Source organism: Psychrobacter sp. UBA3480 (assembly GCF_002377945.1).
In the GTDB taxonomy this organism is placed as follows: Bacteria; Pseudomonadota; Gammaproteobacteria; order Pseudomonadales; family Moraxellaceae; genus Psychrobacter.
The window spans coordinates 348,134-360,607 of record NZ_DFQV01000020.1 but is presented as its reverse complement, the minus strand read 5'-3'; the positions used below and the strand labels follow the sequence as shown (position 1 = coordinate 360,607).

Annotated in this window: 11 protein-coding genes; all 11 read right to left on the bottom strand. The window is 41.6% G+C overall.

All coding sequences use genetic code 11. The features are described 5' to 3' along the window. The 11 genes from B2863_RS08855 to B2863_RS08805 all read right to left on the bottom strand — a co-directional run bounded on the left by B2863_RS08855 (position 1) and on the right by B2863_RS08805 (position 12,294). On the bottom strand, positions 1-861 hold the full coding sequence (locus tag B2863_RS08855; protein WP_296209429.1) for a pilus assembly protein PilX: 861 nt from the start codon (positions 859-861) through the stop codon (positions 1-3). 21 nt (positions 862-882) lie between these two features. Then, positions 883-1,860, bottom strand: a complete 978-nt coding sequence (locus B2863_RS08850; protein ID WP_296209426.1) for a PilW family protein — start codon at positions 1,858-1,860, stop codon at positions 883-885. After that, the gene (gene pilV, locus B2863_RS08845; protein WP_296209423.1) at positions 1,860-2,426 is read right to left on the bottom strand and encodes a type IV pilus modification protein PilV; all 567 of its coding nucleotides are present in this window, start codon (positions 2,424-2,426) and stop codon (positions 1,860-1,862) included. The genes B2863_RS08850 and pilV overlap by 1 nt, the downstream gene beginning before the upstream one ends. Next, entirely contained in the window at positions 2,426-2,860 is a 435-nt protein-coding gene (locus B2863_RS08840) for a pilus assembly FimT family protein (protein ID WP_414706929.1), read from the bottom strand. The genes pilV and B2863_RS08840 overlap by 1 nt, the downstream gene beginning before the upstream one ends. Before the next feature lie 399 nt (positions 2,861-3,259). Next, entirely contained in the window at positions 3,260-4,096 is an 837-nt protein-coding gene (locus B2863_RS08835) for a ComF family protein (protein ID WP_296209418.1), read from the bottom strand. Between the two features lie 75 nt (positions 4,097-4,171). Then, the gene (locus B2863_RS08830) at positions 4,172-5,620 is read right to left on the bottom strand and encodes a phospholipase A (RefSeq protein ID WP_296209416.1); all 1,449 of its coding nucleotides are present in this window, start codon (positions 5,618-5,620) and stop codon (positions 4,172-4,174) included. Positions 5,621-6,004: 384 nt separating this feature from the next. Continuing rightward, positions 6,005-8,134: a protein-disulfide reductase DsbD domain-containing protein gene (locus tag B2863_RS08825; RefSeq protein ID WP_296209412.1), complete on the bottom strand. Its 2,130-nt coding sequence runs from the start codon at positions 8,132-8,134 to the stop codon at positions 6,005-6,007. Between the two features lie 47 nt (positions 8,135-8,181). Further along, entirely contained in the window at positions 8,182-8,730 is a 549-nt protein-coding gene (locus B2863_RS08820; protein ID WP_296209409.1) for a protein-disulfide reductase DsbD N-terminal domain-containing protein, read from the bottom strand. A 245-nt stretch (positions 8,731-8,975) separates the two neighbouring features. Continuing rightward, positions 8,976-9,413, bottom strand: a complete 438-nt coding sequence (gene gspG, locus B2863_RS08815; RefSeq protein ID WP_296209810.1) for a type II secretion system major pseudopilin GspG — start codon at positions 9,411-9,413, stop codon at positions 8,976-8,978. A gap of 533 nt (positions 9,414-9,946) precedes the next feature. Beyond that, on the bottom strand, positions 9,947-11,149 hold the full coding sequence (gene gspF / locus B2863_RS08810; protein ID WP_296209407.1) for a type II secretion system inner membrane protein GspF: 1,203 nt from the start codon (positions 11,147-11,149) through the stop codon (positions 9,947-9,949). Between the two features lie 83 nt (positions 11,150-11,232). Beyond that, positions 11,233-12,294, bottom strand: a complete 1,062-nt coding sequence (locus B2863_RS08805) for a hypothetical protein (protein ID WP_296209405.1) — start codon at positions 12,292-12,294, stop codon at positions 11,233-11,235. Positions 12,295-12,474: the final 180 nt, after the last annotated feature.

Here is a 12,474-nt window from a genome sequence, read left to right as displayed (position 1 = left end):
TTAGGGGGTAACTGAGAGTATGCATTTTGATGACAGTGTGCCTTTACCATATGGTATACATAAGGTGGACGAAGAAGCATTTTCTACATCTACTTGCTCATATAGCATTTTGCTTGGCGTAGATGCAGACAACATACAATCGCTTAGAGATTTTTTGCCAGTAGCTACATTGGCATTTATACTGGTTTGCTCAAAACATTTGTCACTGCCTACTTTTGGTTCGTTGTAAGCTGGTAGAGCGGAAGAGGCTCGAACGTCAAACTGGTAACGTTTACTGGTCCTATCTTGTACCTCTTTACCGATAACCATATGATCAAACACAGGTGTATTGGGGTTGGTAGGCGTAACTGTAACACTCATTTGTGTCATGACTGTCTGTCTAGCACTGGTATAGTCATTGGCGTTGGTATAATCACAGAATCCACCGCTTAAACTACTCCAATAGCCACCAGTCGATTTTTTGACAGAGGCATTTGCGGCCAAGTATTTTTTAGTGCGAGGATTGAAACAATAAATAAATTCGTTGGTTGCATTGTCTGGATTCAATAAAAAATGACCAAACACCCCTGCTGCACTTGTTACGTCGCGGTACTCTTCAGAACTCGGACTACCATTAACCATCATTTCTAGCTTTTGATTGGCGCTATCAGATGATTGTAATAAAACCGTATTTATTTGATCACTCGTTGCAATTTTTAAATCGGTATTACTTTGTCTAACGGCTATCGCGCCTGCTAACATAATGAGAACTAAGAACAATAGCACCACGATCAGTGTTGCCCCACGCTCTCCATTAGAATATATCTGACCACTTTTCTTTCCTTGGTCTAAAGAATGTGATAAACGATAGTGGTTGCTCATTTCAAATTATCCTAATAGGTCTTAAGGAGTTAAGCTAGTATCAACATCAATCACTCGTGCATTACGCAATAGCGTTGTAGACTCATAACTTGTACGCACTTGCTGTTGGCGAGTAGTGTCTGTCTTCAAACTATTACTTTGGCCCAGTAAGGTAAATGAAGATTGGTCATTACTACCTATAATAGGTGTCGTACCATGAACAATAAGACCTATCTTCACAGCTGTTATTGACGGCTTCGTCGCCATCAATAAATATGAGCTGCTTGGTAGATACATCATTTGGCCTGCACTGGCTGCTGCTGACGATTTTGTACCTAGTAAAATTTTAAATTGGTCAACATTGATAATAAACTCTTGACCAGCTGTGCCAAAATTACGAGAGTCTGTTGACGCACCAACAGTGAGTATGCCACCAGTTGGACTAACCCTTCCTGCATCACAGGCTAGTACTAAATTTCTTATATTACCGGTACTCGTATCACCTGTTGCTCTACGTAAAAAGTAGCGCTCCACTACAATATCATTAACAGCAGCATCCGCACCTTCACAATCACTCATGATATTGCCCGTTGTATTGGTGTATTGAATGGTCAACTGATCGCTATTAACATTAGTATTAGAGATACCTGTCCATCCATTGGTGCCAATAGCACTATCACCATCACGTCTTGTTAGATAGGCGGTATTAGTATAAGGTGTTGTTATACCTAGATTAGCAGCAGTTAATACAATTCCCCCATTTACCGTTGTACTAGTAATTTGAGTAGTTGGATTACCTAAATTTGCGATTCGTACTTTTTTCTCTAATTGTTGTAGTCCAAATATACTTGCATCTTGTAGTTCGCTACCACTAGATTGAATACTACTGGTCTTAACATTGATTAAATATACTTGCATCACGGCAGCTGATACTAGTAAACCTAAAATCAGAGAAATCATAAGCTCTATTAACGTAAAGCCTTGTTGATGTTCATATCTGCGACTATAGCTTGATATCATCAGTAAGCCTCCATAATAAAGCACTCTGCACCATTCTTATAAGTACCATCTGCATTAGCACAAGCAGTCGATAAACTATTATCTAACGTAATGGTTGTATCTCCCCAACTAGCAACAAAACACTGACGCTCTTGTTTACCCGATGTACCAGGACAGCCATTTGGTACTAAACCAATCGTAATATCATTCGCACTTGCATACGATCTGACTAATAGGCCATCACGAGTCGCAAGCTGCGCAAGCGTACAACTATCAGCAGCTACTGGTACGGTATTGGTGTTTTTTATACAACTGTCTTTTGTAATACTAGTACCATCGATAGTAACTGCGTCAGCTGTACCGTTTATAGCTGTTTTAAAAGCACTGATGCCATCAGGATTGGTGCGCATTATCTCAGCACCACCTCTCATTATAGTTAGTGCCCGAGTGCGCATAAGACTTTCATCTGTGGCTTTTACTGCTGACATTTGCATAGCCGTAAAGCCCAATACAGCGACTGCTAACAGTAATAGCGCTACTAACACTTCTACCAATCCTACACCTTGTTGCTGGCTGACGTTTTTCATTAACAACTCCCAGCGTTTGTAATATCAACATTAGCAATACTCGTAAGACTAACCTGCTTAGGAGATTCACTAGTAGAGCCGCTATCGCATATGGTATAAACTACTGTTGCACCACCATCTATTGACTTACTAGGTCGAAAAACAATATTAGTAACAGTAGTAGGACTAATTTGTTGTGTTACCGCGCTCTGTCTATTGAGATTATAGCTAGAGATACTAGCTCCATTAGCTTGCAATACAATTTTACTAGGAGTAGTAGACGTATCATATAAAACAGTAATATTCTGCCGACGAAGAATACTTTCTACTTTAGCCTCTTTTAACGCATTAGCAATCGTCGCCGCCGTCGACTTAACCCGCTGGTCTGCAAGCTGAGTACTAATATTAGGCGCCGCAATACCTGCAATAATGGCGAGTACAGCAATGGTTACCATTAGTTCAATCAAGGTAAAACCTGAACTAATATTTTTTAGCTTAGGTGATAATTCGTTCAAAGATGCGTTCACATCATATTCCTATTTAAAACGGCAATTAACTATCTTTCGTCTATATCTCACTAAAATTTATTGTAAGTATCTTATATTTTTAGCTTACTACTATTTTTATACTGACTACCCTAATAATATGCAATTTTCGTTCCACGACATATAACTAATGATGTTTAAAAAAGTCGATATTTGTCACTTAATATATGTAACTTATCCATAAATATGTAAATCACTATCGACGTATACAGCTATAAAACAACAAATTAGTATACATAGTTATAATAATATAGCGTTAAGGAAATATATTAGCAATAATTAGATATTACTGACAAAGATATATTGGGTTTAGGATTTGCTGCCATGGGCTAATACGTAAGCAGAAATTTGATAAATATTATGGCTGCTATCCGTTGCTAATTTTACTGCTGCAGGTGGAACAAGGACTCGCGCTAATGATTGTAAGCTTGCACCTGTAGTAGATACGTCATCAAATAATAGTAAGCGTTTTTTAGGAGGGTTTTCGATTAGAGCAAAGGCGTTATCTAAGTTGCTAAGACGTTCGGCACGAGACAGTCCCTGCTGACTAACTGTATCGTCAATACGCTGAACGCCTTGCCATAAAGGAATTTGCCAATGTTTAGACAATTGAGCAGATAGAATACTGACAGGATCGAACCCACGTTTGACCAATCGTTGACTTGTCGTTGGCATAGCAACAATCACGCTGTTATTGCGATGACAACCGTGTGGACGCGGTAATTGACGTATGGCATGTAATAGTAACGGCAATTTCGTCATATCCTCTTGATGCTTAAATGCTCGGATAGCTTGACGTATCGGATACTCATAGTAGGTGGAGGCTTGGATAGATAGAGATATACTAGGAGCGATATCCACTTCAAAAGGTCTTGGCAACCAAGTAATATCATTGTGACAGTGAGCACAAAGTAAACCACTGCTCAAATAGCTGTTTGCTTGATGAATGATATCAGTAAGAAAAGAGTGTTTCTTTAAGGCTGTCCGTGTAGAAGATGCATCCGATACATCATGTAGACTAGATGGGGCTTGATGGTGCAGTAGTTGAGATTGTGGTGTACTACGATAAATACGGCATAGTTGGCAGCGCATATCCATATACTCTGCCAACCACAGTCCAGTTTGATAAGGCGCTAAACGGCGCATAAACTATTATTCGTCATAACTTATAATAAATTTCATCTATGTCAGAACCTTTCTCAAATTGATGTCCTTGCTAAATTAGAGTCCTTTCCAATCGTTCAGTACGATACCAAAGCCGATAGAGGTATTTTCATGATTATAATCAATGATCGACTCACCATAGCCTTGGAATAGCTGCACCATACCATTAACGTTCTCTGATATAGGATAGATATAGTCGATTTGCGCAGCACCTTTATTGGTACCTGGATTGTAGCGCAAGGTACCGCTAATGCTCTGATCAGCTGGCAAATCATACAAGAATTTGATATCACCGTAGCCCATGTAGTCTTCGATATCTGGATTATCGTCATCGCTACTACTTTCGTTATTTACTCGAGCCCATAGGCGCGGTATGACTGAGAGTCTGCCCCACTCTGCACCCGCCATGAGGTAAGCACGATTCCATGAACGTGATAATGGATCATCTTGTCCATTCGAGTGATGGACAGCACCTGCGCCCAACATACGTAGACGTCCACCAAAAGGTAGATCTGCTGTCACAGGTTGGGTTAAGAATATTTCAGGTTGATAATCGGTAGCACGGAATGGACGCGAGTTGTCTTCGTTATAAACTTGCCAATGTGATTCTTGAGTATAGCCAAACCATAGGTCAGCACTGGTATCAAACAAATCTTCTGCGACTTTCGTTTTTAGGGACAATTGGAATTTTAGCTCAGTCTCACGTATGTCATTAGAATCAAAAGGATCTGTTTCTTGTGATGGTGTGCTTGGATTCAAATTAGGATCGAAAGTATAAAATAATGGCAACAGATACGTCGGTCGATATGGTCTAACCGTCCAAGTACCACGCTCACTGTTTTTATCTAGGTCATAAGATAGACTGAGTGGCGAGAATTTTTCGATGTCTGTTTGAGTGACACCTACATTTTCTAAAATTTGCGCCTCACTATTCGTTTCAGCATCTATTTCTACGTTGCCATTTGCCTTCAATTTGCTGGCTGCTGTTTGCTGATTGGTCATTAAAATGGTATCTGCATCTTCAACTGTCGTCCCACTCATCGCCGTTTGAGACTCAGCCAATATCACTTTTGGATTACCTGAGACCGTACTTTGAAAGGTCTTTGCCAAATCAATTGGTTGTTTGGTTGAGGTGTAGCTTGGTGTCTTACCTTGTTCAGCTACTTTATCAAAACAAGCGAGGCGAGCAGCACTAGACTGGACTTGAGTACATTCAAAAAACAGCTTGGCTTGCTGAGCAATAAATTCTTTGCTAATTATTTTGCCATTTTGTGTACTCATATCAGAAGATATCGCACTGTTATCAAGACTCTGTGATAGGTCAAGATCCTCGTATTCAAACGCAGCTTCGGGTGCTGGCAGTTCGTTATAAGTCTGAGAATCATCAGCAGCTTGTACTTGTATCGTGGTACAACTCAACGCAAGAGCAACTGCAATACGAAGAGGCATCTGCGCATTCTGGTAAGACGGCTGTTGGTGACGCTGAGTATTGGTATGGGCAAACATAAGTGTCCTTTATCTAACTAGCATTAGCGCTAGCAGAGTATATGAGGTAATTAATATAGCCATTAGCGTTATCGCTAAAATAGAATTGACTGAGACTATCAGCTAATCGCAGATATTAGGAGCGAAAAAAATGACAATTAGTGCCCCTGCTGCATTGTTTCTTTATTGTAATGAAAATATAAGCACGATACTAGCTTTATCGATAGTTAAAATAAGCGTATATCAATATAATTACTTATATAACAAATACTTAATAAACATTCCATAGTATGAATTTAATGGCATCAAAAAAGCCAGCATACTTTCTTAGTATACTGGCCTTCTTAATATTCTTAAGAATTTTCGAAATATTACACTGGTTTCTTAAGTGTTCATTGTTAAATGTTAGTTGTTCAACGCCGATAATGTTTGCTCAAATTCTGAGCGACCGATCTCACCCACTTGCTGATTTACTAGCTGACCATCAATATAATACAGTAACGCTGGTGGACCAAAGAGTTGGTAACGAGACAACACGGCTTTTGAGTCTGCTGTCGTCTCAGTGATATCGAGCTTTACTAGTTGCCAATCTTGCATCTGCGCTGGACGATTATGAAACAGGTTCTTGTCCATAATGCGGCACTCAATACACCACTCTGCTGTCAGATCGACAATGACATTCGGATTGGCTGCGACAATGGCATCTAGCTCTGCAAGCGTCGTGATCGTCTTATCAGTGGTGCTATCACTATTCACTGGTTGACCAGACGTTGACTGTACCATCATCGGTGCTGCACCCAATGACGCTAATGGATGTAAGCTATCGTCATTACCCAATGCAGCGCCGACTATTAAACATGCTGCCCAAATACCAGCGATAAGGCTCAATGCTTGGGTCAGCATACGACCTTTACCTAGCCAACTCCATGCCCATGTTGCCACGACCATATACCATAACGCCCATACCATCAGCATGACTGGCGATATAAAGACTCGCTCAATCAATAGCAGTGCCACGGCAAACAGTAGTAAAGCAAAGCCTTGCTTGACCCAATTCATCCACTCGCCTGCCTTTGGCATAATTTTGCCTTGGGTAGCACCGATTAGAATAAGTGGTGCGGATAAACCAAAACCCAGCATGAATAAAGCGGCAAAGCCTAGCAATGGACTACCAATGGTAGAAACCGCTAATAATGCCCCAAATAATGGCGCAGAAACACAAGGTGACACGACTAGCGCAGATAAAAACCCAGCGATTAAACTGCCGCCTGTACTGCCAAGCTTACTGTCACCTGCTTGGCTTAAGCCTTGCATCTTTCGACTGATCGCTTGTGGTAATCGCACACTGAAAAGACCTAACATGTATAGTGCGAGAAGTATAAAAACAATAGCAAAGCTAATGAGAATAATTGGATTCTGCAGCCAACCAATAATACCTAAAGACTCACCGAATACTGCAATGACAGCGCCCAAAATACCATAAGCAGTCGCTACCCCAACCGCGTAACTGGTGGTCAAGATGACACCGCGTTTGACCGTTGGGTTTTGTTCGCGGGCTACAATATTGGCCACAATAGGCAGCATCGGTAGGACACAAGGCGTCAAAGCCAAGCCTAAGCCTGCTAAAAATAATAGTACTAATGCCAGCCAAGGGTGAGAGGCCAAACCAAAAGGATCGCTATCAACGAAACTGTTATTCAAGGTACTTTCGCTATTGGCCGTCTCGCCCGATACGCTGCTATTTGCTGCAGAAATCGTATTCGTCGCCGCACTACTATCTAAAGAATCATACTCTACAGCGCTGTCATCAATGAGATCATAGTCAATAGCACCATCGTCTGTCAGTGCTTGCGCCTCATCAGGCAAAGTATTATCAAGAGCTGTTGAGCTTGCTTCCTCTGGTGTCGCCGTAGCACTATTCTCTGAATCGGTCGAGCTCGCAGTATTCTTACTATCTGCTGATACCTGCGTCGATGCAGCTGCAATATCGACAGTCGTATTAATCTTTTCAGGTGGATAGCACAGCCCTGCTTTTGCACAGCCCTGCCAGCCGACGACGATAGCGGCACTATCTATATTCTTGCCACTATTGTTCGTCAGTGTGGTGGTAGCGACCATATTGGCTTGGTCAAATACCAGTACCTTGCCAAATGTTGGATCATCTATCGAATATGGTGTCTGGCTAAAGGTAAAAGGTGCAGCCGTCACGCCAGCGGGTAGCGTAAGCTTAATTTGCTTTTTATAGACGTAATGTTCAGGAGTGATATCAAAATTAATAGATAACCGCGTACCTGCTTTGACGGGGGTACTATCTGTACTTACCTGAAACGCTTGATCTACTGGCAAAAACTTTGACTTCGATGAGCTTTCACTACTACCGAAAAGGTCGCCTAACCCTGCCGCTTGTACCGCCGATGTCGCTGATAAACCTGTCAACAATGAGCCACTAGCGATAGCAAGCGCTAAGATATGTGATTTTTTCGAATGAGTAGATACGCTAAATGATGAGGACTTTGGTGATGTCTTGATGGACATGAATGGCTACCTATTATTACCGATATTTTAATCAATCTGCTCGCTATTTATTTGCGTGTCGCAGCAATGTCTATCTTGGTTTTAACTTTTTCTGGTGGATAGCATAGACCTGCTGTTGCACACCCTTGCCAACCAATAATAATAGGCGCGTTTTTGGCGCTCTTACCATTACTCGTCGTCAGCGTCGTGGTTGCAATGACACTTCTTTGCGTAAATACAGGAACCTGACCAAAGGTCGGATCATTGATTGATACTGGTGATTGATTAAAAGTGAACGGCGTGGCACTTATTCCTTTAGGGAAGCTCAACGTAAGCTTATCCTTATAAACATAATGCCCTGGCGTAATTTCAAAACTGATCGACAACCGGGTGCCTTTGGAAGTCGCTTTGGTATTACTGACCACCTGAAAGGCTTCATCCACTGGTAAGAACTTTGATTTTGCCGAGGAGCTATTTTTAAATAAGTCATTTAACCCTGCTGCTTGTACACTGATCGATGTCATTGACAGAACCGTTACTAATGAAGTGCTTGCAACAGTTAGAACCAATTTATAAAGGTTTTTAGAAAAATATTTATTAGACTGTTGAATCGACATAGATGATTACCTTTAATTGCAGTTTGCGATGACTATTTTGCTGAGCGCCTAGATATATTTATAGCACTGGCTATCAAACTTGTAATGAACAGCAGGCGATTTATCTACTGATAAAAAATATCAACCAATAAGAGAATATTGGTTGATATTTATAAATTGTTGAAAGTGCATGGATGAACGAATGTTTCATTCTACAAAGCTATATCAGTATCAGAATTTGTTCACTATACGTCTGTTACTAAGCTTTATAACTGAGCATAAAGATCCGCATCTTGACCTTCACCACCTTGTTGACCATCAGCACCTAATGAAAATAAATCGTAAGGTCGCCCTTCACTACCTGGTGCAACATACTGCATCTCATTTTCCCAGCCATCGGTTGGATAGCCACCTTTAATATATCCACCTTCAGGATAGTTTTTTGCATCAGCTGGCGGTGTCGTAAGCGCCTCTAACCCTTGTGCAGTCGTTGGATAGCGCGAGTTATCAACCTTATACATATCTAGCGCATTTGAGACAGTGGCAAGCGCCGTTTCAGTTGTTTTAACACGGGCCTTATCACTTTGACCAACTACTTTTGGTACCACTAATCCAGCAAGAATGGCTAGGATCACAATAACGACCATAATCTCGATAAGAGTGAATCCTGCTTGACCAGACTTTCTCGCCACACTGCACTGCATAGCTGAAGAAGCGGTCTTATGGTCAGTTACAATATTTGAATGGGATTGCGTATTCTGAATAGCACTTTTTTGCGTCATATTTACTTGGAGTTTGTCAGTCATAGTCATCGCTTTGGTCATCACAGTTATGTAAATAGTAAAAGTGGCGTTCTATCATAGCTCTCATTAATGATATATCAATGAGCTCTGAAACTATTGTCACTATAAACCATGGTTTTATTTTTATCCAGCGCTGCGCCCAGTTTGAGTTTGGGTTTGCTATTTTAGCCAAAGCCAAATATTGAATGACACCAACTGTATGACTATTAAACCGTGCTTACTATAGCGCGGCGCTGGTGTTTGCCATAGCAAAAATAGCGTTCGTTCAACAATATACAACAGTAAGCAAACCTTAAGAAAGCTAGTCCAAGGTTTAGCAAGCAAGTGAGGTTATATGAATAGAGTAAAAAAGAACTAAATAGATATTTTGGAAAAGGCAAACTGGCTGCATGTAAGGAATATAATTAATAATTAACTAGCGCGTTAACTTTAACCTAACCTGCCAAATCGTTCATATTAACAATAGGTAGCATAACCGCCATCACAATAATCATGACTACTACGCCCATTAGCACTAGCATTAGAGGTTCAAGTAATGATAATAAGGTGCTGATAAAATTGGTTGCTTCTGCCTCCTGCATATTGGCGGCACGGCTCAGCATATTTTCAAGCTCGCCTGAGTTTTCTCCACTTTTTATCATCTGTACCATCATCGGTGGAAAGTAAGTAGATTTCTCTAGTTGGCTAGACAAGCTAGAGCCTTCTGTGACCCTATCAGCAGCAGTGATAATGGTTTTTTGGATATGTAAATTGGTCGTGACCGCAGCCCCAATATGTAATGCCTCAATCAATGGCACCCCTGAGCGTACTAGTATCGCAAGGGTACTGGCAAACCGCGCGGCATTCAATCCTCTCGACAATCTAGCGAGTATCGGTAATCTTAGTACCACGCTATCAATCGTTAATTTACCTGCTTGCGTTTGGGCAAAACGGTAGAATAAAAATGCGGTACTTGCCAATACCAGTAATATTAACCACCACCACTGAGTAATGATATTCGATAGCGTGAGAACAATTTGAGTAATTAAAGGCAGTGCTTGCTCAGACTGTTCAAAGACTTTGACAATTTTGGGCACGACGAAGCTCATCAGCCCCATAATTACCGCAATTGCCATTACCATCAGGACAATTGGATAGACCATAGCCCCTTGGATTTTCTTTTGGAGGGCAAAACGGTTTTCGGTGTAGTCTGCTAGCTGATTGAGGATAAGGTCAAGATGGCCAGATTTTTCGCCTGCGGCAATCGTAGCGATGTATAACGGTGGAAAGCTAGCAGCTTGTTGCAGGGCACGTGCTAAGCTGAGCCCTTCCAAGACATGTGAGCGTACCGCAAGCATCAGGGATTTGATATGAGTCTTTGGGGATTGCTTAGCAACCGCTGCCAAGGTTTCCTCAAGTGGAATACCCGCTGCTAGTAGCACAGATAGCTGACGTGTCAGCAATGCCAACTCGTATGCAGACGGTTTTTTGTAGCGGTTTTTGCTCTGACTTTGTCTGTCATTGACCGGGTTGACTTCAACTGGTGTCCATTGCTTATCACGTAGCTGCTGGCGAATTTGCCGCGCAGAATCCCCCTCTAGCAAGCCTTTTTGGACAACGCCATGGTCGTCAAGCGCTTTGAAATGATAGGCAGGCATGGCAACAGATATCCTAAGAGACTTACAGGTAGACAGTTATAATTTATGACTTAATAGAAATTTATTAATTTGACATGTGACGCTTAAAAAAGTGGCGTTGAGTCATTACTATCAGGCATCAAACCTTGTAATAATAAGACATCCAGATGCTGCTGCTGTAGCTTTTTATCGAAGTCATTGACCTCAGCGATTAGCATTCTTTCAATACGTTTATCACTCGCGAAAACGCTCAAGCGCGCACAAATAACGGCCAACTGATAAATGCGTTTTTTGCAATAACCGTCAAGACCTTGTAATAATCTAACCATATGCGGGGTTTCAAGACTGGCATAATCATAGTCAGCCACGACTTGCTGGCCAAGAGCTGTGACGCCATAAGTAATCGACAGATGGGCACAATAATAACAGCTGAATAAATAACCAACCACATGACCGATATAATAGCCTCGATCGTAAGTAAAACTACTCACACCAAAGTGCCCAAGTACATAACTGTTGAGGCTACCTTGGTCGCGAATTGGCTTGCCGTGCTTTAACTTACCGACCGTAGCAAAGCACAATGGATTGCGACCATCTTGAGTCGTTAGCTGCCAACCGGCGGGTTGCTGTGCAGGCATATGGCGTACGATATCTGCAATAATGTCATCGACTACATGCAGCTGCTGCCAGAGTCTTTCGAGCGTATCCGTATCCATCAACCCACGTTTATCAAGCTGCTGCGCAAGTAAATATTGCTGATATTCTGCGAATTGCGGCTTCAGGGTTTGTACTAAGTAAGTAGGACGCGTATTGGCAGATGCCATATATAACAGTCGAGTACGCTCATGCTGAGCACGATAAAGCGCAACACGCTGCGTAGCGACATTAGTTTCTTGAGCCACAGGTTTTGCAGCTACTGTAAGACTATCGGATGACTCAGATATTACTGCTTCAGTTGATACCGCCTCGATATCTGACAAGGTAAACATCGTCAATAATGCCGCCTTATCAGGTGTCTCTACCGACTCATTTTTCGGTGCATCTTTGCTGACATGCGGGTTATCTATAGCAGTGTTTTTATCAACATTACTTTCTATTTTAGCAGTTGCAGCAGCCTCTTGTTGGCCATTACTTTCTGCATTTAGCTTTGCGGTCGGTTCAGTCATAACATACCATCAGCAGCGAAAATAAACATCGTCTCGATCCTTTTATATGCCTATCGTATAAGGACATATAACGCGCTACAACATCAACGCTTTTGTCTCGACGACTCATCAACCCATAGTACCTGAACACAGACTCAATGTCAGCTGCCCTTAACTAAAATAGCCATAGCAAGTTACCAA

Bases quoted from the DNA above. Each gene is read 5' to 3' on its own strand.
- B2863_RS08840 (WP_414706929.1), bottom strand. From the start codon at position 2,860: ATGGTAACCATTGCTGTACTCGCCATTATTGCAGGTATTGCGGCGCCT.
- B2863_RS08830 (WP_296209416.1), bottom strand. From the start codon at position 5,620: ATGTTTGCCCATACCAATACTCAGCGTCACCAACAGCCGTCTTACCAG.
- B2863_RS08805 (WP_296209405.1), bottom strand. From the start codon at position 12,294: ATGACTGAACCGACCGCAAAGCTAAATGCAGAAAGTAATGGCCAACAA.
- B2863_RS08825 (WP_296209412.1), bottom strand. From the start codon at position 8,134: ATGTCCATCAAGACATCACCAAAGTCCTCATCATTTAGCGTATCTACT.
- gspG (WP_296209810.1), bottom strand. From the start codon at position 9,413: ATGCAGTGCAGTGTGGCGAGAAAGTCTGGTCAAGCAGGATTCACTCTT.
- B2863_RS08855 (WP_296209429.1), bottom strand. From the start codon at position 861: ATGAGCAACCACTATCGTTTATCACATTCTTTAGACCAAGGAAAGAAA.
- B2863_RS08835 (WP_296209418.1), bottom strand. From the start codon at position 4,096: ATGCGCCGTTTAGCGCCTTATCAAACTGGACTGTGGTTGGCAGAGTAT.
- B2863_RS08820 (WP_296209409.1), bottom strand. From the start codon at position 8,730: ATGTCGATTCAACAGTCTAATAAATATTTTTCTAAAAACCTTTATAAA.
- pilV (WP_296209423.1), bottom strand. From the start codon at position 2,426: ATGAAAAACGTCAGCCAGCAACAAGGTGTAGGATTGGTAGAAGTGTTA.
- gspF (WP_296209407.1), bottom strand. From the start codon at position 11,149: ATGCCTGCCTATCATTTCAAAGCGCTTGACGACCATGGCGTTGTCCAA.
- B2863_RS08850 (WP_296209426.1), bottom strand. From the start codon at position 1,860: ATGATATCAAGCTATAGTCGCAGATATGAACATCAACAAGGCTTTACG.